The organism is Bifidobacterium sp. ESL0800, assembly GCF_029395355.1.
Lineage (GTDB): Bacteria > Actinomycetota > Actinomycetes > Actinomycetales > Bifidobacteriaceae > Bifidobacterium.
Map to the genome: position 1 here is coordinate 1937391 of NZ_CP113913.1, position 24564 is coordinate 1961954.

Here is a 24564-nt window from a genome sequence, read left to right on the forward strand (position 1 = left end):
CGGCCGGTTACTACTCCGAAAACGTGAGATAAGCGCTGCCGTTGAGCACCCTGAACTGCTTGGTGCTGATGCCGCCTTCCCCTCGGTAGATAACCGCGCGTTTTTCGGCGGGGACATTGAGCGCCTCGCCGATTTCGGTGAGGGTGGTGCCGTACTTGCCATGGTAGGTTTGGGAGGACTTGATTTCCGCCATGAACGGGAGTTCTGAGTCGGTGAGGTCGAGCAAGTCAACCTCACGCTTGTGCGTGTCGCGGTAGAAATAGAGTTCTGGTTCGACACCGTTGTTGAAATGGTGCTTTGCGGTTTCGGCTACGATAAGATTCTCGAAAATCGCGCCGAGCATGGGATGGGTGAGCAGTTGTGGCAGTGTTTTGATACCGAGTAGATGGCAAAGCAGGCCGGTGTCGTAAAAATACAGCTTTGGCGTTTTTGTCAGCCGTTTTCCTGCACTTTTGAAATAAGGCAGGAGCGGAAACGTGATATAGCTCGATTCGAGGATGGAGAGCCAACCTTTCACCGTGCGGAACGAGGTGCCGAGGTCGGAAGCCATGTGTGTGTAGTTGAGAAGGTTTCCGGCGTTCTGCGCGCAAAGGCGGAGGAAGGTGCGGAAAGTGGAAACGTCGCGTACGCCGAGGTAATCGGCCACGTCGCGTTCCAGATAGCTGCTGATATAGCTGGAAAAGTAGGCCGAGAGATCCATGCCGGTGTCGTAAGGGCGTGGGTAGCCGCCTCGGAGCATGAATTCATCTATCGTCGGCTTTTGCTCAGATTTCTGGGCTTCGGAAAATGAGAGCGGCAGGAGTTTGAGGATACCGACGCGACCGGCGAGGGATTGTTTGATGTTTTTGAGCAGCAGAAAATTCTGTGAGCCGGAAAGGATGTATTGGCCGGTTTCGTTGCGTTCGTCGGAAGCGACCTGAATCATCGAAAACAGGTCCGGTGCGTATTGTGCCTCGTCAAGGATGAGCCGGGAGGGGCGGTTTTGGATGAAACCTACCGGATCTTCGTTCGCGGTACGGCGGATGTCCGGGTTTTCGAGGTTGATGTATTCGTAATCGGGGAAGGTAGAGCGGATCAGGGTTGATTTGCCACTTTGCCGCGGGCCGGTGACCGAGACCACGGGAAACCAGCCCGCAAGCTTGTTTGCTTGATTGGTGAGAAGACGTGGAATCATGCTGTTCTGCCCCTTCCGGTTCGTATCCAGTGCTGCCGAGATTTTCGTAGGAGGTGTTTGTGCCGGGAACGGTTCTCTTTCGCCTCTTAGTTGGTTTTAGCCGGTACGTGAACAAATCATGACGTAGGGCTTGTGAAAATCCTGACGTAGATTCATTGTAAATCATGACTTAGGAATTTGTAAAATCATGACTTAGTGTTTGTGAAAATCATGACTTAGGACTCGGAGTGAAATAGCTGTGGCCTGTGCCAGCGGGTGCGGATAGACTTGGCCGTATGCAGATGCCGCTGATTGACGAGAACCGTTATACCGACGCGATGCGCGAGACCGTGCTGCCGGCGCTCGCGCAGTGCCGCGAGGAAGGGTGGATGTCGCCTGCCGGCGTATCTGACATCGATTCGGCTAACTTCACGGCGCAAAGTGGTGCGTCTCAAAGCATTTCGGGCGATATCGGTAATCCCGATGCTGCTGATAGTGGTAACGATGCCGACGCTAATTCGCAAACCGCAAATTCGGCTTCCTCCGATATTGCAAACGACGCTAACGGCACCACCCACATTGGCATGGGGGACGCGGGAATCGGCATCAGCGGCGGCGGCATCGACACCGGCTCGGACGAAGCAGACGAGCAGCGGATTATGCACAGCAAGTTTTTCGGTATCTCGTCGCTGGCTGCGCCGCCGACGCCCGGCAAATTGCATTACGTTTGTTTTGATGCGCACAAGTTCGACGCGCTGGGTGTGCCCGGTGCCAGCGCCAAGTTCCGCGGTTCGATCGTCTTTTCGTTCGGCTTCACCGAGTTCGCCGCGAAACATGCCGAGATGGCTTGGTATTTCCTGCTCGCGGGCTATTCCGTCTGCATCTTGGAGCACCGCGGCCACGGCTATTCGGTGCGCGACGTCAGCAATCCTTCGTTGGTTTGGATCGACGATTGGCGGCGGTATGTCGCCGATCTTGCCAAGTTTGCGCAGACCGTCGGGCGGCAGTACGCGGGCGATCAGCCGATGCACCTGTATTCGCACTCGATGGGTGGCGGCATCGCGGCGGCGACGCTCGAAAGCTTCCCGATGCTCTTCGACCGGGCCGTGCTTTCCTCGCCGATGATCGAGCCGATTACGGGCATGCCCAACTCCATCGCCGGCCCTGCCACCGCGCTTGCCAGCGCCGTCGGACTTTCGCGCCGTCGCGCACCCGGGCAGACCGAGTTCTCGCCGACCATGAAACTCAAGGGCTACGAGGGTGCCGCTCAAGCGCGCGTGCAATGGTATTTCAGCCTCCGCAGGCAAGACGAGCACTACCAGACCAACGCCGCCACGTTCGGCTGGGTCAACCAGGCGCTCAGAATGTCGCACGCGATTTTGCGGCGCGAGGCCTGCGCGCGTATCGAAACCCCGATTCTGCTCTTCCAGGCCGGCCGCGATACGTGGGTGCATAATGGGGCCCAAAACCGCTTCGTCGAGCGCGTCCGCGTCGAAAGCGGAGACGTGGTCTTGGAACGCGTTGAGCCCGCGGTCCACGAGATTTTCAGCATGCCCAACGCCGTCCTCGGCCCTTACGTCGATCGCATCATCGACTTCTACGCCGAATCCGTAGACGAAATGGTTGCCGAAGAGGAATAGCGGGAGTATGCCAAGTCGATACTACTGTGGGGCCGTGGCTGTTTGTTTCCCTGTGCGTAGCGGCACCGCAGGGTGTCGATGAATCCTCCTCAATGGATCATAAATGGGTTGTTTCCAGCACTAAGTGGGGTATAGGTGCAGGAAACGACTCATTTGGCGTTTCTGTTTGCGACGTTTCCAGCATAAATGTGTGTGGACTGCAGGAGACAACGCATTTTTGCAAGGGTTCCAGCTGCTGGTGCTGGAAATAACGCATTCTCCAGCATCAAGTTATCTCCACAATCCGATGCAGACAAACCTGAGTTATCCACAACACGCCGAGACCTTGGACGTTCGACCACATAACCCGTTTCGGCTGGACTTTTGACGAAAAGCCGTTTTGACTGGATGTATGGGAACTTACCGAGATGTCGCCGAAGTGCTTGACCGGGCCGAAACCGTGGGGTGTTGCGCAGTGCCGAATAGTCGGGCACAGCGAGATGCCATGCGCCGGCGAAGCAATTCCGGCGAATTGGTGAGACCATATTATCGTACGTATGCGAGGGCGGAGTATTGGCACGGGCTCAACCCGGAGCAACAATCGATGCATGTAATCAAAGCGCTGGCTCATATCAAGCCTAATTGGACTTTCGCTGGTGTGAGTGCGGCGGTGGTTTGGGGCCTTGATCACCCGTGGAGATTGCATTGCGATGGATTGGTCTGGATCGCGACTTCAGGGTCTGTCGATCTTGCCGGTGATTCGCATTTGCGGAGGATATTCGTAGCCTCCTTGAAGGCGTATACCGTGCAAGGTGTGAAGGTGACTAGCGTCGCAAGAACGTTGGTCGATTGCGCCCTCCGATACTCATTCGATGAAGTGCTGCCAATGTTTGATGCAGCGTTGCGCAAATGTTGCGTCAACGAGGAATCTGTGCTGGAAGCCTGCGATACGGTGCGCGCCGATGTCGGTCCGGTGCTCAAACTTCTGCATTATGCCGATGCCGCCAGCGAGAACGGCGGTGAGTCGCTTTGCAGGGCTGTGATAATCGAGCAGGGTTTTGCGATTCCGCAATTGCAGCGGGTTTTTGTTGATCCGGCAAATCCTCGGAATGAATACCGAGCCGATTTTACTTGGCGCTTTGCCGACGGGCGTATGGTCGTCCTTGAATTTGATGGCAACGAAAAGTATGTCAATCCTGCTATGACGCGGATGAGGAGTACCGAACAAGTTGTGTACGAGGAACGGTTACGAGAATCGGCTTTGCGCCGGGCCGGTGTCACGGATTTGATTCGTACGAACTATCGTGAAGTGCTTGGGAAAGCCGCTTTGGCGCATAAGCTTCTGGCCGCGGGCATACCGTTTGCAGATAGCAGGTCGCGTTTGCTTGAATCATGATTGCATCAATATGGATAGCAACTGAATCGTGAGTTCAGAGCCATGCCTGGCGTACCGCATTGTTGTGTATGCCTGAAGTTTGCTGGTATCGGAGCCCTTGCGCTCCTCTGTCCCAATTTCTGATGTGTGCCTTCCAACCGTCACGAAGGTCATTTCGCCGAAAGCCGGAAATGCGCCTTTTCTTGCAGTAAGTGGGGTTGATGTGCTGGTAACAACTCATTTAGCAAGTTCAAATGCGTTCTTTCCTGCACACATACCCTATTTACTGCTAGTAACAACTCATTCTGCGTACTCGCTAGATAAGAATGTTGACTGAGGTCTCATAAATACATGGCTTTGGCATTTCATCGTGATCAGCGGTTGTAAAGTGACGTCTTATGGATGCAACGGCTGATGGTATATGACGGGCTGACGCGATACCACGATAGGATGTTGCACAGAAGGAGAAGGATTATGAAGTACGATTTCACGTCGATTATGGACCGGCACGGCAAGGATGCCATCGCGGTGGACGGGCTGGGTTTACGGCCCGGGTTCACGCCTGAGGCGCCGAAGGACGGCTTCGACGTCATTCCGATGTGGATCGCCGACATGAATTTCGCCACGGCTCCTACGATCACCGACGCCATCATCGAGCGCGCGAAGCACCCGGCGTTCGGCTATTTCAATCCGAGCGACGAGTATTACAATTCCATCATCGATTGGCAGAAGACGCGCAACGGCGTGACTGGGCTGAAAGCTGAAGATATCGGCTACGAAAACGGCGTGCTCGGCGGGCTGGTCTCCACGCTGCACTCCTTCGCGACGCCCGGCGACTCGGTGCTCGTGCACCAGCCGACTTACGTAGGTTTTACCAACGCCATCGAATCCAACGGCTACCATATCGTCCACTCGGCGCTCAAGCGCGATGACAAGGGCGTGTGGCGCATGGACTTCGACGACATGGACAAGAAAATCAAGGAAAACAACATCCACGTTGCCGTCTTCTGCAGCCCGCACAACCCCTGCGGCCGCGTCTGGGAGCGCTGGGAGATCGAGAAGGCGATGGAGGTCTACCGCGCCAACGATTGCGTGGTCATCTCCGACGAGATCTGGTCCGACATCATCCTCGAGGGTCACAAGCACATCCCGACCCAGTCGGTGAGCGAGGACGCGCGCAACCGCACCGTCGCGCTCTACGCACCCAGCAAGACCTTCAACCTCGCCGGCCTGATCGGCTCGTACCACATCATCTACAACAAGTACCTGCGCGACCGCGTGACGGCCTACAGCTCGAAGGCCGTCTACAACGAGATGAACGTCCTGTCGATGCACGCGCTCATCGGCGCCTACAAGCCCGAAGGTCACGAGTGGCTGGACGAGCTGCGGCACGTACTCACCGGCAACGTCGACTACGTTTGCGACTACTTTGCCGAGCATTTCCCAGGTGTCACCTTCGCACACCCCGAGGGCACCTATATGCTCTTCCTCGACTGCACCGGTTGGTGCGAGGCGCACGACGTCACGCTCGACGAGCTCTTGAAGCGCGCGTGGAACGTCGGCGTCGCCGTGCAGGACGGCCGCCAGTTCAAGGCCCCGTGCGCCATCCGCATGAACGTCGCCCTGCCGCTTTCCCGCGTGCAGGAAGCGATGCAGCGGTTGAGCAAATACGTTTTCGTCGACTGAGGTTCTACGGTAATAGCCCGTTTACGCCGACGGCATTGTCTGTTATGCGTGAGCGAGGTGCCGTAATGGATGCTTTGATCGGCAGAAATAGCGGCACCTCGTAAAGCGGCTAGCATTCAAAGCGATACCTCTATATGCAATGGTGATGGAAGCGGATATGAACTGTCCGAACGCGATACCATGGAACGCATGGAATTGCTGAAACATATCCTCATCGTGCTCGACATCGTGATGAGCGTGGCCATCCTTTCGGTGCACGCCTACTGGGCTTGCGGCGGCACGAAGCTGACCGAATACGTGCTGCCTGCCTACAAACACGACTACAAGCCGCATCTGATGCACGTCAAGGCAGGGGATCAGCCGCCGGCTTGGGCCGCCTGGTGTGTGGTTTTCTGTTTCGTTGTGCAGATTGCGCTGCTCGTGATGGACTGGGTGAGCCCGAACATCGTCGTGCGCGTGCTGCTCGGCGTTGCGACGCTCGTGTTCTTTGTACGTTTCATCGGCGAAACCAACGTGGTCGGCCTCTTCAAGCGCGAACGCGACACGGTTTTTGCATACTGGGATACACGGCTATACACCCCGGTTTGCTTCGTTTTCGCGCTGAGCCTTGGCGCTTTGGTTTGGATAGGGTAGTGCCGCGGTTTGCTTATGTAATACAGAGCAAGGCGTTGTATAAGCTCGATATTTTTATACAAAAGTTTTTATATAAAAGCAATAGAAAGCGCATCAAAAAAGACGTTTTGAGAATTTCAATCGTCCCTTTTAACGCGCTGACGGATTACCGACCTTTAAGCGAGCCGGCTATCGTCTGCCGCCTAACCGAAACCGGCCGCGTTACTTGGCTGTTGCAGCGGCCTCCGCGGCTTCCTTCTTGTGGATCTGGAAGGCGAGCTCGGCGACGTGCAGGCAGTGGCGCAGGAACTCCTGCGTGCGGCATGGGCTGTCGACCCTGCGCCCGACCTCGGCGATGTAACCGTTGATGTAGTCCACCTCGGTCTTGCGGCCGTTGTGCATGTCCTGGTACATCGACGGGTAGTGCAGCGGGTTGGCGACGCGGCTGACGTAATCGACCTCCTTGACGGCGGCCTCGCGGTCCTGGATCGGCTTGAAACCGTCGCGTTCGAGCGCGTCGTAGGCCTCGTTGATCAGCTGGCGGGCCATGTCCATCGCGCCGGGGTAGGAGATGAACTGCCCCATCGTGATCTCGTACATCGTGCACAGCGAGTTGATCACGGAGTTGAAGATGACCTTCGCCAGGCAGGTGCCGCGGAAGTTCTGCGTGACCTGTGGGTTGAAGCCGGTCTTGTCGAGGTCGGCGACCATCTCCTTCTCGATGTCGGTGATCTCCTCGGTCATCGCGCAGATGTGCATGGTGCCGGCGCCGGGCTTGCCGATGAAGTCGACGTCGCCGGGGCCGTTGAAGACGGACGCGACCATCGCGGTGCCGCCGTAGATGCGCTCTTTCGGGAAATAATTGAGGATCTTGTCGAAGTGGCCCCAGCCGTTCATCGCCGAGAAGACGACCTGATGGTCCTTGAAGATGCCCGCGTCGGCGCAGCGCTTGAGCGCGTCCTCAAGTTGCATCTGCTTGAGCATGATGATCCAGACGTCAGGGTCGCCGCCCTCGCGCTTCAGCTTCTCGCCGTACTCCTCGGGGGAGTAAATGTCGGCCTTCACCAGATGGCGGTTCTCGTGGTCGCGCGAGACGTAGGCGCCGCCCTGCTCGCGGATCTTGTCGACGTTGGGCTGCCACGGCTCGACGTACTCCACGTCCTTGCCGGCCTTCTCCTGCAGCAGCACGCCGTATCGCAGGCCCATGGCCCCGGCGCCGATGATTCCGTACTTCATTTCGTTACTCCTCTTCTACTCTCACCTCCGGTTGCGGTGTTGTGGCCGCTACGGTTCGGCGACGATGTACGGCGCGATTGCGCGGATACGCTGTATAGCGCCGTCATCGGTATTCGTAGTATGCGCGATGTTGGCCAGCTCGGAGCGGCCAATTCCATATCGTGGACGAATAAAATGGGTATTTTATACATTTTTGTCTAGCGCCGGGCTGCCTGGTAACGCGTTGTATGACGTTGTGTAATGCCGTGTTGTGTTGTCGCATGACGTCGGCTGGGGGTGGAGTCGTATCTCCCTATCTTTCTGTCTGGTGTCGTTTCGTGCCATGTGGGTATTCGTGTTCCTTGCGATATGCCGGATTGCGCTGGGCTACGGTGAAACATTGGCTATGAGCGCGTGGAACGGTGACTGTGCCGGCGATCGCGGACGGCTTATAATTGGGTGAAATTGGCCGACCTGGTAATGGAATCGGCGACGAGTAAAGGGGAGAATGACAATGAAGATTACGGTGTATTGTGGCGCGGCGAGCGGGAATGACCCGAAGTATACGGCTGCGGCGAAGCGGCTTGGCAAGTGGATCGCCGGGCTTGACGACGGCGAGCTGGTCTACGGCGGTGGCGGTGTCGGGCTGATGGGCACGGTCGCGCAGGCGGTGCTCGACGGCGGCGGCAAGGTTCACGGCATCATGCCGCAGATGCTCATCGACCGCAACGCCGGTGCCACGGGCCTGACGACGATGGAAGTCGTCGACGACATGGACGTGCGCAAGCGCCGCATGATGGAGCTGGGCGATGTGCTCATCGCTTTCCCGGGCGGCCCCGGCACGCTTGAGGAGATCGCGGAGGCGTTTTCGTCATCGCGCATCGGGCTCAACGACAAGCCTTGCGTGCTCTTCGACCTCGACGGCTACTGGCAGCCGCTCGCGCAGATGTTCGACGGCATGGTTGCGGCCGGCTTCCTCACCGCCGCCGACCGCGCGAAGCTGCTGGTCACCGATTCGGTCGACGAAATCACCCGTTTCGCCGCCACCTACCAGCCCCCGCAAATCCGTACCTTCCCCGAGCGGAAGTAACCGGCTAACAACACGCTCGGGGAACTTGGATTGGAGCAATGGGCATGGACATCAATTTTAGCATAATTATGCTAAAATTATAGATCAGGAGGTGCTTTATGGTAGTACAGCAGATTCGTCCGGTTTCAGACCTGCGCAATCATTTCGCAGATATTTCTCGCAGTGTCCACGAGAGCGAAGAGCCCGTGTTTCTGACCAAAAACGGATTCGGGGACATGGTGGTCATGAGTATGGAGGCGTATGAGAACCGGCAATACGACAGCCAGGTCTATTCGGCACTGCTGGAAGCCGAGCGTGAAGAGGGGATGACCGATCAACGTTTTTCGCCGAAGGAGGCGTTGCGAGCCATGCGATCTGCGATTGGCCGCGCGTCTGAAGGTAATGAGACCGCTGCGAAGGCTTGATAATGAAGGCTAAGAATCAGAGTGGATCCTATAAAGTCGCAATTCTGCCGATAGCGTTACGAGATGTCGAGCAGGTTGTCGCTTATATTGCCGAGAGTCTTGAGAATCGGTCCGCTGCGTTGCGTTACGCCGATAATTTTTACGCTGCTTTTGAGAGTTTGGCGCAGTTGCCATATTCGAGGCCGTTATATGAAGCCCCAGGAACATTGACACACGAATATCGGCGTGAGTCTGTCGGTAATTATGAGATTTTCTACTGGATTGAGGAAGCTCGCAGACAAGTGACAGTTGCACGAGTTATTTATGCACGCAGGGACTTATCAAAGCAGCTGAAGTGAAGGGTGTATAAACTCCGGTGGGCAATGTACAGGCAAAACTGCTTGATGCTGAAAATCAAAAACTCCCGGAAACTTGGTGATCCAATGTTTCCGGGAGTTTGAAATCTGGTGCGAGTAGGGGGAGTTGAACCCCCACGAGCATACGCTCACTGCCACCTGAAGACAGCGCGTCTACCATTCCGCCATACTCGCAGACAAATAATAAGGTTACTGCTCAGTGCCGACGAGCGCAAGGGGACGGCTGCGTTGCGTGTTGTGAACGTGGCTGGGGGCAGACTAATTGCCGCCGTCGTCGTGTTCGGCTCGGTGCCTCCATCGTTGTAGATGCGAGGAAAATCAAGAAAATGGCGTAAAAAGGCTGATTTTCATCGCATGTTCGATTGAGCATGCGAGCAAACTCAGTAAATTCGGCTCATTATGCTGATTTTCATCGCAGCGGCTGAAGGGTGTGGTGTACAAGTGACGTGAGCGACTGCGTTCAAAAGCAGCTCTGGACGAGTCAGTTTCAGGCCCATGCGAAATTGCTGGTACCGGCGCCGATTTCGAAGTTGCGTTTGGCGCAGCCCAAGCCGACGTGGGCGAAGAGGCCGGGGGTGACGCATGCGCTGACGGTGGGTAGCGACTCGCCTTCTGTGGTTTCAAAATCGTTTGGCGCAGTCAAGGTTGTACGGCTGATATCGGTGTGGTGGGTGGCGTCTGGGATAACGCTGATTTGGCAGCCCTCGGCGGCGGATCGTGTCGGCTGTCGGCTGGCCGGGTCGGGGACTGTCGCTGGATTGGTCCATGTGTCTTCAAGCGTGAAATGGAAGGGCTGCTGGCTCAGTGAGGTCGGCGCGAGTGAGGCTGCCGCGATGCCGCGCTGGAACCATGCGGGCGCATCGGCGAGCGTCGGTGCCTCGCCGTTTTTGCCGAGACTGGAAGGCAGTGAGCACAGTGAATCCAGCGGTTTGCTGTGGTGCTTGGCGCCGGGGCGTGCCGCGTGGCCGAACGCAAGGATCCACACCATGCGCTCGCCAGGTTCCAGCTGCCACCAGCCTGTTGTAGCGTCATCGAGCACGGCCCATGAGCAATCCAGCCCAAGCCCAACCAACGTGAGCGCAAGCTGTTCGCCGTAATACCCGACCTTTTCCTCGGTTTCGGCTTCATCGGCAGGAACCGGGTCGCTAGGTTGCGTGGCTGAGTTTTGAGCGTGGTTCGACTGCGGTACCGAGTCGTTCGCTCGCACGCCTGCGGTCGCGGCAAAGGTCGATTTGGTGACGTTTGTGGTGAGATTTTCCTGTGCCGCCGAGGCTTTCTTCTTCGGATGCAAATCGTAGGGAACGTCGATTTTCGCGACCAGAGCGATGGCGTTGTGAACTCCGGCGAACCGTCCGTAATGGGTTTTGTAACCGCAAAACGCGTCGTCAAGCCCGGCGGCCATCTGAAAATGCAGGCCGGAAGCGGCGTTGCAGCGCTTGACTTCGACGGCGATGGTATCGAGCAGATCCTTGCTTACCGGTTCGTTGGTATACATACGTACGGAATGGCGCTCCGTCATCGCCTCGTTCAGATCCATTTTGCCCCTCTGCCTGTCGTCGGTGAACGTTTCCATCATACCGATTGACTTGGTATGCTGCGGCTTAGCGAGTTCGGTGCGTCGTAGAAAGTGACGAATGACACATTTTGCAGCAGTTCGGAGCCGTCGTAGCGGGCAGGGCATGGAACTTTGTCGTTCAAACTGTACGGATGGATGCGGCTGGTGCTGGAAAACTGCACATAAGTGGAGCTCAAAGTCCGTTTCCCGGCAGCAAGCAAGTTGCTACGCAGACTTATGCGTCTGAACGGGCTGGTAATGATGCCGGCAGTCCGTTCAAGCGCGTTGGCAATGAGGATGACAACGTACTGCTGGTAAACGGATTATTAGCAGATGCTAGAGTCCGCTTACCAGCAGTAGGAGGGTAATTTTGACGATAGTGCTGGTAAACGGTAGATAAGGGAGATCTAAAGTCCGTTTCCCCGCAGGTAAGTGTCGGCCGGGCAGATTGGTGCTGGTAAACGGACTTTTGGCGGCCATTAGAGTCCGTTTACCAGCACTAAGTATTGTTTTAGGCAGATTGGTGCGGGGAAACGGGCTTTTACCGGTGATTAGAGTCCGTTTGCCCGCACCAGAATTACGGTGGAGAAAGTTGAGGAATAAAGGAAGCAAGAGCTGCCGGAGCGCTATGCTCACCCCTTGGAACCGTGGGCGTAGTAGCGGGCGAGAGTCTCGTCGCGGAAGTCCTCGAAGTAGCCGCCGTCGATGGAGGCGCGGATGTCGTCCAGCAGGCGGATGAAGAAGCGCTCGTTGTGGATGGTCGCGAGCGTCGCGCCGTTGATCTCGTGGGAGCGCAGCAGGTGGTCGACGTAGGCGCGCGAGTAGTGCGTGCACGTATAGCAGTCACAGCCCTCCTCGAGCGGCCCGAAGTCGCGTTTGTTGGCGGCGCGCTTGATGTTGTAGCGGCCGTCGCGCGTGTAGATGGCGCCGTTGCGGGCGCAGCGGGCGGGGGCCACGCAGTCGAAGGTGTCGCCGCCGTTCTCCACGCACGCGAAGATGTCGTCCACCGCGGCGATGCCCAGCACGTGCCGGGGCCGCGATTCCGGCATCTCGTCGCAGATCCACGCGCAGGTGTTGCCGATGACGCGCTTCTCGATCGCGCCGCCGATGCCCACGCCGTCGAAGTCGAGCGAGGCGATCTCGGAGGCCGCGCGCCGTCGCAGATCCTCATAGTTCGCGCCCTGCACGACTCCGTAAAGCGCTTGGTACGGCTTGCCGACCCGCGCCTGCGTAAGCCGTTGGTGTTCGGCCACGCAACGCTTCGCCCAGCGGAACGTGCGCTCGATGGAGCGTTCCTGATAGCTGCGCGTGTTCATCAGCGTCGTGAGCTCGTCGAAGGCGAACATGATGTCGGCGCCGATCTTGTGCTGAATGCCCATCGAGATCTCGGCGCTGAACCGATGGCGAGACCCGTTGAGCGGCGACTTGAAGGTCACCCCGTCCTCGTCGACGAAGGCCTTGCGCTCGCGGCCGGGGGCGATCACGTCGTCGGACTTCATGCCGGTGACGTCCATCGCCAGCGTCTTCTTGAACCCGGCGCCCAGCGAGAGTACTTGGAAGCCGCCGGAATCGGTGAAGGTCGGCCCGTCCCAGTTCTCGAAGCGCGCCAACCCGCCAGCCTCGTCAAGCACATCCTCGCCGGGGCGCTCGAAAAGGTGGAAGGCGTTGGAAAGCAGGCATTGCGCACCGAGCGATTTCATGGTCTCCGGCAGCACGCCTTTCATCGCGGCCTGCGTGGCCACCGGCACGAAAGCGGGGGTGCGAATATCCCCGTGCGGGGTGTGGATCACACCGGTGCGGCCATAGCGCGCCCCGCCGCGCCCCAGTCCGTCAGCTGAATCCGAAAGCCGGGTCTTTTGCTCGAAGTAGAACTTGCTGCGGTCGCCGGGTTTGCCGGGCGTCGCTCCCAAAGGTCGTTCCAGAAGTCCGGAAGCGCTCGCGGCCAGCTGCGAAACCTCGGCGTGCGAACGGACCTGTGCGTATGAGGTGGCAACGGATGCAGGGTTGGGGTTAAAACCGTTTGCCGCCTCATGGGATTTTCCGGAAGATGAGGTCGTTTGCGCAGGTTGGGTCTCTTTGGTCTGGTCGCCGAGAGTTTCCACCCGTTCAGAAGATTCATTGAGATTGGTCATAGCACAATCTTATGTTCAACCATGGCACGAACGCATTTTGGAGAAATGTCCACTGTAAAAAATATAGACAATCAAAAGAGAATGGTCGAATATCACAAAGTTCGAAAATGTGCTCATTTTCCTCCTTGTATTTAGCTGTAAGATTAAAAAATAGGCTTTTCGTGCGCTTTTTGGCAAATGTTCTCGCGTTCTGAATGACGGCAAAATCGCAGCAAACGATGTTACGAAACGTTCGAATTGTCTGACAAATGGCGGTTTCCGGGATGTCGATTCATTGACGAAGGACGATAAAATCCGTTGAAATTCGGTAGTTTGAAGGAATAGTTTGCCTTACAACATGTTAATTTCGGGTAGAATATAAGTAGTGTGATTTAGGACACACAAAAGGTTATTAACTGTCTATTTTCTGCAGCCAAAGCCATCGATGCACCTTGCAAAAGGTGTATGTGCCGTGCGGTGTCGTGTTTGTAATACGTACGACGAAGGTGGGAGGTTGTAAAAATGGCCGTTACGTTGGCGCAGTTGGTTGCTGCCAGCTTGAGACGTTCTCGGTTGGAAGACACGTTGCCTGTCGGACCGCCTGGCCCGGTAGGTGGAAGGAGAAAGTACATATGAAAGTTGGGACTTCATTACGCAAGACACTGGGGGTGGCGATATCCGCTGCCACCTTGCTTGCCTTGATTCCGCTTGGGGCCGTAAGCGCGAATGCAGCCGACGAAGATGTGCCGGATGCCGCGCATATGGCGCTTTCGGCGGGGAACGACGCTACGTTGACGGTGAACGCGCCGAAGGCGAGTTACGTTGCCGGACGTTCCTTCTCCGCTCTGCGTATCGGCACCTACGATATGGCCGCCAAGGCCACTGATACCGCCCATAGCGGTCAGCTTGCCGGCCTGAGCGTCGGTACTGTGAACGATTCGGATATCAACAGCGCCGCGACCGCCGCGTATACGAAAGTTACGACGAAGGACTTGGCTAAGGAATATGCGGGCAATCCTGTCGGCCAGATCGCCGCCACCATGCTCGGCTATTCGGCCGCCGATACCCTCATTACCAATGGTGACACCACCTCGGCCGCCGCCCCGTACACCGGCAAGCTGCGCGACGTTGCCCAAGAGCTCGCAGGCAATAGCGGCTCGTTGAAGGCCAAGTTCGCGAGCAGCCCGTACACGGGAACCGTGACCGACAAAAAGGTGACGTTCAGCGGCCTTCCGCAAGGCTTGTACATCATCAGGGACATGTCCACTTCGATCCCGGCAAACTCTCAGGTTTCGGCTCCGATGATTGTCGGCACCGCTGTCTTTGAAAACGGCAACACGTCTGGGTATACCAAGTTCGCCAACGGCGACGGCACGGAGCTGGGTGTGGTCAATGTCAAGGACGATGAGGTGACCATCGGCAAGACGGCCGACCAGACCTCGATCCCCAATGGTTCTTGGGGCAAGTTCCATGTGACCACCACCGTGCCGGTGACCGGCGGGTTCAAGCATTACGTCTTCAAGGTCACTGATACCCCGAGCAAGGGCTTCACGCTTCCGAATCCCGATACGTCTGATGAGGCGGATAAGGCGAACTACGATGCGCACAAGCTCAAGGTGTATGTCAAGGAGAAGGCCGATGACCCGCTCTCCGACACCAACCTGCTGAACAACGGCACGAACGACAATACGTATTACACTGCTACGCTCACGCAGGGGGCTCCTGGCAGCTCCAGCAGCATCGTCGTCAACTTCGGCGACAATCTGCTCAACCACCCCGATGTGTACAAGCCCGGTTACACGATTGAGATCACGTATTCGCTCAAGAAGAACACCGATGCGAACAACCCGACCAACAGTGTCGGTCTGAACCACTCCACCGTAGACACCTGCTCGACGGCCGATGCCGGCGACTGCACGACTGCGGATGTGGACGGTCCTACCATCACCACGCACACCTATGGCTTCAAGCTCAAGAACGTGCTTCGTGACAAGACCACCGCGCTGAAGGGTGCCGTCTTCACCATCGCTCCGAAGGACACCCCCGATCAGCCGATCGAGTTCTTCGATGCGGGCAATGGCAAGTACACCACCGAGGCCGTTGCGGGCCAAACCGCTAAGAGTGGAATCACCGTGACCAGCGATGACGGCACCTTGGCTGTCGATGGCTTGGCCGAAGGCACCTACGACGTCAAGCAGACCGGCGCCGCCTCCAGCCCGCAGAAGCTCCGCGATGTCATGCTGCCGCACTTCCGGGTAACGTTGACCCCGACTACGACCGACACGTCGAAGAACACGGTCACGATCAGCGTCACGCAGGATATTTGGCATCTGGTGGAGAAGTCCGTCGACAAGAGCAGCGATGTCGTGGTCACCAACGTGCCGTCGGTCATCAACCTGCCGCTTACCGGTGGCGCGGGCATTGTGCTCGCGGTGATTGTCGTCGCGGTGCTCGCTCTGCTCTTCGTGGGTTCTGAAGTGCTCAAGCGCCGTCACGATCAGACCACCGCTCGCAGGAAGGCCTGAACGCTATAGGTCTTATCGCCGGGAGAGATTGGGTTTGGTCTCTTCCGGCGGTGAGGCCTCCTCGAATTTTCGGTACGGGTTACGTGCCGACAATCCCCAATAATTGAAACGCGCAGGAGTTGGATATGGCGAAAAGGACTGCGGTGACTACGAATGTAGTCGACGTGGACGTGGATTTCGATTCCCTTTTCGCCAACCACCACACGGTTGCCAAGCGCGATTGGTCCGGCATTGCCATACATGTCATGCACAATCTGCTGGCGCTGCTGCTTGCGGTGGCGGTGCTGTGGGTCCCCGTCATGCAGGCTTACAACGCGCAACGGGAGCAAGCGGCGGTGGACGGCATCAGCGGCACGGTCAACAACTGGCCGCCGGAGAGGATTCGCAGCGAGACTTTGGCTGCGCGTCAATACAACGTGGCCATCGCGCAATCGGGGCAATCGGATATGGGCGAGTTCCAGGATCCGTTCTCCGGCGACGGTGACAACGATGAGGACCAAAGCAAGGACGACGGAATCGAAGACGAATTGGTTCCGCCGATTCTGCGTAACGGAACCTATCGGCGTTTGTTGAATGTACAGGATGGGGCCATGGGCGTTGTGGAGATACCGAGGATTTCGGTGAAGTTGCCTATCTTCCATGGCACGTCGGACGAGGTGCTGGCCAAAGGAGTCGGCCATCTTCGCGGTACGAGCCTTCCGGTCGGCGGCAAGTCCACGAATGCCGTGCTGAGCGGGCACAGGGGGCTTCCTACCGCGTTGCTGTTCACCAGGCTGGACCGGTTGCGCAAGGGAAACGTCTTCTTCGTCAGCGTCCTGCAGCAGCGGATGGCGTACAAAATCGTCGCGATCCACATCATCGACCCGAGCGACACTCATCTCTACAAGGTGGTGCCTGGCAAGGACTTGGTGACGTTGATGACGTGCACGCCGTATGGCATCAACACCAGCCGTCTGATTCTCACGGGTCAGCGGACAACGCTTTCCGACGCGAAATCGGACCAGCGTGACGGGTTGCTCCAGGCGGTGCTGACCATGGTGGCGGTGCTGCTGGCCGGAGTGGCGGTGCTGAGAGTGAAGTATTACCACCATCGCATTTTCCCGTGGCCTTGGCACGCGAACGGAATATTCCGGGGTCGCAGCGCAGGCGCCGGGAAGCATACGAATTGAAATCTTTGATGTTTGACTAGGAAACGATTGAGGATGAGTCACATGAACAAGTCGAATCAGGCACAACGGTCGCCGCGTAGTCGTCGCCGCCTGTTTGAGGCGATAGGCATTGTGCTTACCATGGCGTTGATGGTCGCCCCATTCATGGCGCAGGCGGATAATTCGTCTTCGAACTCGGACGCCGATACCGCCGCGCAGTCGCAGCAGTCTACGCAACTGAACAATGGCTCCTCCAATCCTCAACTCTCGAACGGGCAGGCTTCCGGCCCTGCCGTGGGTAATCTCAAAACCGATAAATCGACGCCGGACACTTCTTCGGCCGGTCAGCCCGCTCCCGACGCTTCCACGGCAACCGCTCCGAAGCAGAACGCTCAGGGCGCTCAGGGCACTCAGGGCGACCAAGGCGACGCGTCCTCCCAAGGCAATGCCGACGGCGCCAAGCAAAACGACGATTCTCAGAACAAAGCGGATACGCAGAGTGCCGATCCGTCGGCAAAGCCGGCGTTGGCCGCCATTCTTGCCGACAACAGCCGCGTCTCGCCTTCGTACGTGAAGGGTAAAAGCGATAAGTATTATCAGTTGCGGATGGATCTCGTGCTTCAGGTCAAGCACGGCGCGGTCGATCCCAACAAGGTGCCTCTGGCTACCGCCGACGGAAAGGCCGGCAGGGACGGCGAAGGCGCCTGCGGCTTGCAGCTGTTCCATTCGACAGGCGATAAGGGAGACCAGTACAAGCGTTTCTCCTATATGAACACGTTGGGTTCGGGCAGCGACTCGAGCACGGCCAAGCAGGTGGCGGCCACCGAGTGGGCCAAGAACACCGCTTCCTTCTTCACCATTCACAGCGTCAAGACCTCGGACGACGGGAAATTCGATCTGTTGAGCATCTCCATACAGGGCGATGTGACGTATCCCGACAATCCCGCAGGTTCGTCGCAGCTCGGCGGCCTCAAGTATGACCGCCGGCTTTACGCGGTCGTGGGTTCCGGCAAAATCGATGTCGATGGCATCGGCAGCACCTGCAAATCCGCCGACGGAACATGCGTCGTTCCCGCCGGCAAAGCCAAGACGATATTCGCCGAAAGCGACACGATGACCAATATCGCCGCCGGTCATCCGGTGCAGCTGTACAGCGATGCAAATTGCGCCGGCTCGGGGACCTGCCCCGGACCCGCTGCCTATACCGGGCAAGGCAACACCGAAGGGCTGTGGAGCAACGGCCATGCCAACTGGGGCATGCACGCCGACAACGGCTTCGTCGATCCGAAGGACTCGAACAAGGTGATGACCAATCAGGGCGTCGCCCCGGCGAACTCCTTCTTCGCGACTTGGCAGAACGCTCAGTACGACGCGAATAATTCGAGCAATTGCGGCAAGACGACCGCGTTCTATTACCAGTGGTTCGGCCTGAAGGACGGCAATTGGCTGCCCGTCACCGCGCTTACCGACAAGGCGCTGGCCTCCGACGGGCAGGCGGCGTCGGCTCCGGTTTCGGCCACCAACGGCGGCCAGCAGATTCCGGTTTCCGACAGTATTTCCTATAACGGCAAGAAAAACAAGGCTTCAGGCCAGACCATTCGCGGCAAGGACCTGACGAGCAAGAACAAGAGCGCGCAGGCCGACGACGGTTCCATCGATTTCGCCGCAGCCAAGCAGCAGCAAGGGCTCGACGGCTACTTCAAGTTAGTGGCGTGGCCCACCACCACGGATGCCTCCGGCAATCTTGACGGTTGCGTTTCAACTGATCCCGAAGGGCCGAACAAGGTCAGCAAACACGACGTTTACAACCCTCTCTACGGCGGCTATGAAAGCGGCGTCTCCGAGGATATGGCCCAGAAGCATCAGGATCAGGCCCAATACCTGATGAATCTCGGCTGGACGGTCGACACGGCGTTCGACGGCTACGACTACCACAAACTGGCCGACGTGACGCCGATGGCACCGGGCAAGATTTCTGTGCAGGATAATTCGGATGATGTCGTTCCCGCGGACGACCCGGCTCATACTCCTGAACTGGTGAAGATGTTGTCATACAACGATAAGGTCCAGGTCGGTGGCGATGAGATGCGTGCTGATTTCATCATGAAGGTGGCGCACGGTGACGTGAATCCCAATTGCGTGGCGACCGGCGCTGTGGACAGGGACAATAAATGCGGGTTGAAGGTGCACTATCCGTATGGTGGCGAAAGAGGCGACACGGCGGATTACGGCGTGCATTATATGAACACCTTGGATGGCCCCAACGCCGCCAGCAATAATGATAGAGCCAGGGCCTACGGCGCCGAGCAGTGGGCCAAAGACATCGGTGCCGGTGGGTTCTACTTCACCATCCGGGACGTCCAGACGAGCGGGCTCTGCGATTACCTGACTATTTCCCTGGAAGGCGACGCGAATTATTACCACGGCTACAGCAAGAAGGCGGGAGGCACCGAGGAGGCTCTGACCATCACAGCCCAAGTGAAGAACAAGGCCACGGGCCGGTGGGGTCCCGAGGTTAATTTGACGCCGGACTACAAGATTCATCTTTACAGCGACAACGGCTCGGGTTCCTTGACGAGTTCTGCGCAGGCCGATGGTCCTGTTGCGTTCGTCGGCTACGACGAGACGCATCCGAAGCTGTGGAGCGTCGGCGAGGCGAACTGGGGTCTCATTGTAGACAACGGCTTCTGGACGCAAAACACGGCGAAAGAGGTCGCTCCTCCGAATTCGTTCATCCTGCGGTGGCTTAATCGAGATCTGGGCTCCGCCAGGAATGGGGTGTGCAGCAAGGTCGACAAGTATTATTACCAGTGGTTCGGCTTGGTCAATGGTCGGTATTGGATGCCGGTGGATTCGTTGACGCCCAAGGCAGAAAAAGGTTCGGAAGGCGCGATTGACACGAACACGCCAACCGACATTATGGTGAATACGAAAGGGGATAATAAATCAAGGAATTCAGTGGGAGGCCTGATGCCCAAACAGGCGGATTCCAGGGTCCAGAATGCTGACGGTTCTGTCGATTTCGCCAAAGTCAGGGAGTTGAATCCCGCCTTCGACGGTTATTTCAAGATGGTGACATGGCCGATTTCCACGGATTCAAATGGGAATATGAATTCCTGCTCGACCGGATATTTGAAGGATATCTATAATCCGCTTACCGGTCATGAAGATGGCATTACAGATGATTTGGTAGAGGACGACTTCCAAATGTCCCAGGATCTGATCGACAAAGGCTGGACCATCAACACCGTTTACGACAGGTTCAGCTACAAAACCGCTTTCGAAAAGTCTTCCGCAACCATCGACAGCGCCGACAAGCCTCATACGGTCAAGCAGACCGGCGAGCTTCCCGCCAATTCCACGGTGAAGTTGAAGGGCACCGCGAACAAACTCAATATCGGCGTGCCCATGAACGTGGATCTGTATATGGCGTTCAACGGCGACGGACAGGCGTCGAGTCCCGAAGCCATCGCCGCGAATCCGGCCAATAAAATCGGTTCGGTTCCGGTAACGAAGCTCAACAGCAATGAGTGGAGCCTGAATGTTCCGGTGGGCAGATTCTCGGGGGATCCCGCCAAAGGCGACACCTACCGGATCGTGGCGGTTCCCCATAACGGGGAAGACGGGGACCTGGCGTACAAAGACCTTGAGGTCGATCTGACGCCTGACGTGATTGGGAAAGCCAGCAAGGTGAGCTATCGCGAGGTCTCCGGCAAGCTGGATTCGCAGGATACGCACAAGGATTTCGCGAACACCAAGGTCATCGTTACCTGGGCGAATGGCAAATCGACTGTCGGAACCGTTGACGCCGAAAAGGGCATTTGGTCGGTGGATCCCGGCAAGCTTGCGACGGGTGGCGAATTCAAGGTCGACGTCACCGATCAGGCTCAAAACGAGTCGTTGACGCTCACCGGGCAGATGCCGAAGCCGATCAGGCATTTGCCGCTTACCGGGTCGCAGCTTATCTGGCTGGTGCTGGCGGCTGTGCTGATTTTGACCGCGGACATTGCGTACCGAAAGTATCGGAGCTGTGCCAAAGACAAGCTGGCCGTTGCGCGACGGGCGGCGAAGGGCCCCAGACACAAGTCCCGATAGATAGTTGCTGACGTTGTTGTCGGTACGTGGTGGGGAGAGCGTTTCAGGCGTTCTCCCCACCACGCTTTTTGATGTGGCCGGAGCATGATCGCGAACGGGATGCGCGCGCTTATGTCGGCTTCTGCATGCGATCAGTGGCATGAGCTGATCGAGGCATGGCTGGCGATGAGACGTTCCGGTGTCAGACTAGCTAGGGCGTGCGTGCGTTGGGCGCCGATGCGAATCCGAGTGCGTGGCGCGGCAGGTATCTGGGTTGAGTGTTGTGATGGTTTGCTTTCGGCATCGTTATTGGGCCGTCGGCTCTTCGCAGGGAAACGCTTCGGTTGAGAGCGGGTTTGCGTGGGTGCAAGGAGTTGCTGCTTCATGACTTATTATGACTTATTAGTACTTATCGATACTTGTTCATTGGTCAGTGAACCGCGCCCTGGCGAGCGGTTTGTTGCTGAAGCTGAAACTGAAGCGGGCTGCTACCAAGCGGGCTACATACAAAAGCTAGATAAAACGAACCCCGCCTGTCGAATCCTTATGTAAGGTCGGATTCGGACCGGCGGGGCCTGCGGCGGAAAGGCCTCAGCTGCCTACGCGTAGATTTCAGGCGACTTGTGCTGCCCGATGTCCGGCATGCGGTTGTTGTCGCGGATCAGCGGGATGAGCAACAGCAGGAGCAGCAGCAACAGCCAGAGCCAGTTGAGATTGTGGTGTGCGCTCGCCTGGCTGACGGTGGCCACAGGCTCGTTGGCGCACTGCGGATCGTAGCTGGCGATGTTGTTGACACTGCCGAGCCTGCCGTCCAGCATATTGTCGCTCGGCGATCCCGTGGCTCCGGCGGTATTCGTTCTGCAGACCTTGCGCTGTTCCTTCTTCTTTTGCTCGGGCTGGGATTGCTGCTGCTGAGGATTGGCGCCCAAAGCCCTTGGCAGCACCCCGAGCCTGGTGGCGGCAATCGTGGTCGGAGGGGCCGCGACGCCGGCATTGCCCCGCCCCTGCGGACCTTGCGGACCTTGCGGTCCTTGCGGGCCGATCAGCGGCGGTATGGTTTGCGGTGCGTTATCGGCTTTCCATTGCGCGTACACAATGGTGTCCTTGTTGATGGGCGTAGTGCTGAAGGCAAACGGTTTGCCGCCTTCAGACGAATCGAACCAACCGGTGAACGTATAGTCGTTTCTGGAGGGCGCCTTGTCGGGCTGGGTGGCGAAATCGCCCATTTTCACGTGCTGGGTCGTGGCTAGCTCGCCGTTCTGCGTCTCGACGAACACCGTGAAGTACACCGGGTCCGGAACGGCTTCCCAGTGGGCGTGCAGGGTGATGTCTTGGGTGACTTTGGCGTTGAAATCGTAAGGCTTGTCGCCATTCGGAGTGGTGAGGAACCATCCCTTGAAATCGTGCTTGTCGTAACTCGGCTTGTTGGGCTCGGCCAGGGTATCCCCGTCATCGACCTTGACCGTCCAGACCGCATCGTCCGTTTTGTTTTCGGCATTGAATATCACGGTATGGGCATCGTCGCTCTTCCAGTGCGCGTAGAGCGTGGTGTCGTCGGTTATCGCCTGCTTGTCGATGTGGAAAGTGGTGGCGTTCGCAAAGCTGCAGGTGCTGGCGTCGGAATTCGTGGTTCCGGTGACGCAGGCCTTCCAGCCCAGGAACGTGTCGTCCTTGGTATGGTTTTCGTCGATCTGGATGGTCCTTGAAGGCTTGCCCGGGTTGCCCATCATTTGGCCGGAAACAACCTGCCGTACTCCAAGGTTGGTCTCGCCGTTGATGTTGCCGCCACGGAGGTCGATGAGCACCTGCGGGGCGCGTACGTACGGATTGAGCTCGCCTTCGAACGTGCCGATTTGCTGGCCCGAGACCGGGTTTTTGATACCGGCGGAGAACGGAATGCTGATCAGGCCGTTGCGCACCTGTCCGGCGACCAGGTCGTTTTTCATGTTGTCGGGCATGTCGCTTTTCCACTCCACATGCGGATCCGTGAGCGTTATCGAGTCCGGCCCGACCTGGACGCTTTGCGCTGCAAGATCGGCTTGAGCCATATATTGGCCGGCGGTACTGATATAGCGGTAAAACGCCTTGCTGCTGAAGCTGGCCTTGTCGGAAGCCGTGGTGTTGGTCAATTCGGTGTTGTGCAGGGTGACGTTTGGATTGGCGACGCTTTCATTGCCCCGTATCAACTGGTTGCTCGCGTCCAGCTCCTGAAGCTGCGTGAGATTCGAGAGCGGGCTGATGTTCTGGAGCGCGTTGCTGCTGATGTCGAGTTTGGTCAGGTTCGTCAGATTGCCGAGCGCGGACACGTCTTCAAGCAGGTCGTCACTCATGATAAGGGTGCGCAGTGAGGTCATGTGCGAGAAGGCTTCCGGCATCTTGCCGTCGATGCCGTAGCCGATGCCGCTGGCGTTCAATTCGGTCAGCGCGGGCATGCGTGTGAGCGGACTGAAATCGGTGTCTTCGTGCAATGCCTCGCAGGCGTTGACGTCGAGGGCTTTGAGGTTCGGGAATGCCGTGTCGAAATCGCTGAAGACCGCGCGGTTGTCGGTGTCGTCGGATGCGCCTTTGCCGAAGTCGCTATACGAAAAATCAAGGTCGGTAAGCCCCGAAAGTCCCTTGAGCTGCGAGACGTCCCAGAATGGCGTGTAGGAAAAATCGAGGGTGCGCAGGTTCGGCATGCCCTCCGAGGTCCAGGATTGCAGGTTGGCCTGGTTGATGCCTTTGTTGGTGACTCCGCTGAAATTGACCGTCATCAGACTTGCCAGATGTGCCATGGGGGAGTAGTCGGCGACCGGGGAGAAGCCGGAGCCGACCGTGAAACGTTTGAGGCCGGAGAGGATCTGGATGCCTTGGATATTGCTGACGGTTTTGCCGCCCATCGCAAACGGCCCGAAGCCGTCGCCGTCGATGGTGTCGACGCTGCCGGCCCAGGCCGTCGTGACCACGGTGTTGTCGAACTTGGTGGCCGGGTCGCCGCCTTGCACGGAGGTGTCAAGCGGGTATTTCTTGGCCAGATACTCGCGGAAGACGGGGTCGGGGAAGCATTGCGCGAGCGTGCTCTCGTCCAGATCACATCCGCTGCCCCCGGCCTCGGTGCGTGGTTGCGCACCTGTCTTCGGCGTTTGCTCCGGTTTGGCAGACTGCTGTGTCTTGGCCTTGTCGCCTTCGCCGTCACCGGCCGTTTTATTGGTGCTGTTGACCTGGCTATTGTCGTTATCGGGCGTCTGCTGTGTCGTCTGCGGCGCGTTTGGTGCTGAGGAATCCGCAGTGCTGGCCATTGCCATCCCCGGTGCCAATGCCAAAGAAATTGCTGTTGCGGCAGCGGTGAGATGCAGCAGAAGTCGCTTGGAATTGTTCCGAATTCGCATTGCTCTTGCTCTCTTACGATTATCCAAATATAACGTAAACTTGTATGATATATATCATATCACGTGTAGTACAAATTATCGGTATACAACTACGGGCCTTTTGTTGAGTAGATGATTGTCCTTTTTGGGGAAACGCGTTCGTTCGAACTGTAATGCTTGGAATCGTTGGGTTGAAACACAAATTATCGAGCTCGGCAAAGGATTTATTGTTGCGAAAATCGGCGAGAATAGTTGAGAAATATGGCGATTCGCCTATTTGTTCTTCTGTCAGCT

The 24564-nt window shown here is 57.5% G+C and carries 16 protein-coding genes and 1 tRNA gene; 11 read left to right on the top strand and 6 right to left on the bottom strand.

Going from position 1 to position 24564, the window contains the following annotated elements; translation table 11 throughout:
* Positions 1–10: 10 nt before the first annotated feature.
* Positions 11–1174 carry an ATP-binding protein gene (locus OZX75_RS07390; RefSeq protein WP_277145999.1) on the bottom strand — a complete coding sequence of 388 codons (1164 nt, stop codon included), beginning with the start codon at positions 1172–1174 and terminating at the stop codon, positions 11–13.
* Positions 1175–1449: 275 nt separating this feature from the next.
* Here OZX75_RS07390 and OZX75_RS07395 point away from each other — a divergent pair, with 275 nt between their 5' ends.
* The 4 genes from OZX75_RS07395 (at position 1450) to OZX75_RS07410 (ending at position 6466) form a co-directional block, all read left to right on the top strand.
* Complete coding sequence (locus tag OZX75_RS07395; protein ID WP_277146000.1) at positions 1450–2793, top strand: alpha/beta fold hydrolase; 1344 nt, start codon at positions 1450–1452, stop codon at positions 2791–2793.
* Between the two features lie 583 nt (positions 2794–3376).
* Complete coding sequence (locus OZX75_RS07400) at positions 3377–4168, top strand: CTP synthase (RefSeq protein WP_277146001.1); 792 nt, start codon at positions 3377–3379, stop codon at positions 4166–4168.
* A 453-nt stretch (positions 4169–4621) separates the two neighbouring features.
* Positions 4622–5833: a MalY/PatB family protein gene (locus tag OZX75_RS07405; protein ID WP_277146002.1), complete on the top strand. Its 1212-nt coding sequence runs from the start codon at positions 4622–4624 to the stop codon at positions 5831–5833.
* 189 nt (positions 5834–6022) lie between these two features.
* On the top strand, positions 6023–6466 hold the full coding sequence (locus OZX75_RS07410; RefSeq protein WP_277146003.1) for a DUF3995 domain-containing protein: 444 nt from the start codon (positions 6023–6025) through the stop codon (positions 6464–6466).
* Between the two features lie 201 nt (positions 6467–6667).
* Here the strand turns inward: OZX75_RS07410 and OZX75_RS07415 are convergent, their stop codons facing one another.
* Positions 6668–7681 (bottom strand): ketopantoate reductase family protein, encoded by a 1014-nt coding sequence (locus OZX75_RS07415; RefSeq protein ID WP_277146004.1) that lies wholly within the window; start codon positions 7679–7681, stop codon positions 6668–6670.
* A gap of 493 nt (positions 7682–8174) precedes the next feature.
* Between OZX75_RS07415 and OZX75_RS07420 the strand changes: the two genes are divergently transcribed.
* The 3 genes from OZX75_RS07420 to OZX75_RS07430 all read left to right on the top strand — a co-directional run bounded on the left by OZX75_RS07420 (position 8175) and on the right by OZX75_RS07430 (position 9492).
* Positions 8175–8750, top strand: a complete 576-nt coding sequence (locus tag OZX75_RS07420; protein WP_277146005.1) for an LOG family protein — start codon at positions 8175–8177, stop codon at positions 8748–8750.
* Between the two features lie 98 nt (positions 8751–8848).
* Complete coding sequence (locus OZX75_RS07425) at positions 8849–9154, top strand: type II toxin-antitoxin system Phd/YefM family antitoxin (protein ID WP_277146006.1); 306 nt, start codon at positions 8849–8851, stop codon at positions 9152–9154.
* A 2-nt stretch (positions 9155–9156) separates the two neighbouring features.
* The gene (locus OZX75_RS07430) at positions 9157–9492 is read left to right on the top strand and encodes a type II toxin-antitoxin system RelE/ParE family toxin (RefSeq protein ID WP_277146007.1); all 336 of its coding nucleotides are present in this window, start codon (positions 9157–9159) and stop codon (positions 9490–9492) included.
* A 106-nt stretch (positions 9493–9598) separates the two neighbouring features.
* On the opposite strand, the gene OZX75_RS07435 is transcribed toward OZX75_RS07430, so the two are convergent.
* The 3 genes from OZX75_RS07435 to tgt all read right to left on the bottom strand — a co-directional run bounded on the left by OZX75_RS07435 (position 9599) and on the right by tgt (position 13197).
* Positions 9599–9684 (bottom strand) — tRNA-Leu (locus OZX75_RS07435).
* 313 nt (positions 9685–9997) lie between these two features.
* Positions 9998–11086, bottom strand: a complete 1089-nt coding sequence (locus OZX75_RS07440; protein WP_277146008.1) for a nitroreductase family protein — start codon at positions 11084–11086, stop codon at positions 9998–10000.
* A gap of 611 nt (positions 11087–11697) precedes the next feature.
* Positions 11698–13197 carry a tRNA guanosine(34) transglycosylase Tgt gene (tgt, locus tag OZX75_RS07445; protein ID WP_277146009.1) on the bottom strand — a complete coding sequence of 500 codons (1500 nt, stop codon included), beginning with the start codon at positions 13195–13197 and terminating at the stop codon, positions 11698–11700.
* Positions 13198–13808: 611 nt separating this feature from the next.
* On the opposite strand from tgt, the gene OZX75_RS07450 reads away from it, so the two are divergent.
* From OZX75_RS07450 to OZX75_RS07465, 4 genes are all read left to right on the top strand, one after another.
* Positions 13809–15701 (top strand): isopeptide-forming domain-containing protein, encoded by a 1893-nt coding sequence (locus OZX75_RS07450; RefSeq protein WP_277146010.1) that lies wholly within the window; start codon positions 13809–13811, stop codon positions 15699–15701.
* Between the two features lie 125 nt (positions 15702–15826).
* Positions 15827–16870 carry a class C sortase gene (locus OZX75_RS07455; protein ID WP_277146011.1) on the top strand — a complete coding sequence of 348 codons (1044 nt, stop codon included), beginning with the start codon at positions 15827–15829 and terminating at the stop codon, positions 16868–16870.
* 33 nt (positions 16871–16903) lie between these two features.
* Complete coding sequence (locus tag OZX75_RS07460) at positions 16904–20944, top strand: hypothetical protein (RefSeq protein WP_277146012.1); 4041 nt, start codon at positions 16904–16906, stop codon at positions 20942–20944.
* A 363-nt stretch (positions 20945–21307) separates the two neighbouring features.
* Positions 21308–21475, top strand: a complete 168-nt coding sequence (locus OZX75_RS07465) for a hypothetical protein (protein ID WP_277146013.1) — start codon at positions 21308–21310, stop codon at positions 21473–21475.
* 47 nt (positions 21476–21522) lie between these two features.
* Here the strand turns inward: OZX75_RS07465 and OZX75_RS07470 are convergent, their stop codons facing one another.
* Positions 21523–24291 (bottom strand): InlB B-repeat-containing protein, encoded by a 2769-nt coding sequence (locus tag OZX75_RS07470; RefSeq protein ID WP_277146014.1) that lies wholly within the window; start codon positions 24289–24291, stop codon positions 21523–21525.
* Positions 24292–24564 lie beyond the last annotated feature (273 nt).

Bases quoted from the DNA above. Each gene is read 5' to 3' on its own strand.
- OZX75_RS07390 (WP_277145999.1), bottom strand. From the start codon at position 1,174: ATGATTCCACGTCTTCTCACCAATCAAGCAAACAAGCTTGCGGGCTGG.
- OZX75_RS07395 (WP_277146000.1), top strand. From the start codon at position 1,450: ATGCAGATGCCGCTGATTGACGAGAACCGTTATACCGACGCGATGCGC.
- OZX75_RS07400 (WP_277146001.1), top strand. From the start codon at position 3,377: ATGCATGTAATCAAAGCGCTGGCTCATATCAAGCCTAATTGGACTTTC.
- OZX75_RS07405 (WP_277146002.1), top strand. From the start codon at position 4,622: ATGAAGTACGATTTCACGTCGATTATGGACCGGCACGGCAAGGATGCC.
- OZX75_RS07410 (WP_277146003.1), top strand. From the start codon at position 6,023: ATGGAATTGCTGAAACATATCCTCATCGTGCTCGACATCGTGATGAGC.
- OZX75_RS07415 (WP_277146004.1), bottom strand. From the start codon at position 7,681: ATGAAGTACGGAATCATCGGCGCCGGGGCCATGGGCCTGCGATACGGC.
- OZX75_RS07420 (WP_277146005.1), top strand. From the start codon at position 8,175: ATGAAGATTACGGTGTATTGTGGCGCGGCGAGCGGGAATGACCCGAAG.
- OZX75_RS07425 (WP_277146006.1), top strand. From the start codon at position 8,849: ATGGTAGTACAGCAGATTCGTCCGGTTTCAGACCTGCGCAATCATTTC.
- OZX75_RS07430 (WP_277146007.1), top strand. From the start codon at position 9,157: ATGAAGGCTAAGAATCAGAGTGGATCCTATAAAGTCGCAATTCTGCCG.
- OZX75_RS07440 (WP_277146008.1), bottom strand. From the start codon at position 11,086: ATGATGGAAACGTTCACCGACGACAGGCAGAGGGGCAAAATGGATCTG.
- tgt (WP_277146009.1), bottom strand. From the start codon at position 13,197: ATGACCAATCTCAATGAATCTTCTGAACGGGTGGAAACTCTCGGCGAC.
- OZX75_RS07450 (WP_277146010.1), top strand. From the start codon at position 13,809: ATGAAAGTTGGGACTTCATTACGCAAGACACTGGGGGTGGCGATATCC.
- OZX75_RS07455 (WP_277146011.1), top strand. From the start codon at position 15,827: ATGGCGAAAAGGACTGCGGTGACTACGAATGTAGTCGACGTGGACGTG.
- OZX75_RS07460 (WP_277146012.1), top strand. From the start codon at position 16,904: ATGAGTCACATGAACAAGTCGAATCAGGCACAACGGTCGCCGCGTAGT.
- OZX75_RS07465 (WP_277146013.1), top strand. From the start codon at position 21,308: ATGACTTATTATGACTTATTAGTACTTATCGATACTTGTTCATTGGTC.
- OZX75_RS07470 (WP_277146014.1), bottom strand. From the start codon at position 24,291: ATGCGAATTCGGAACAATTCCAAGCGACTTCTGCTGCATCTCACCGCT.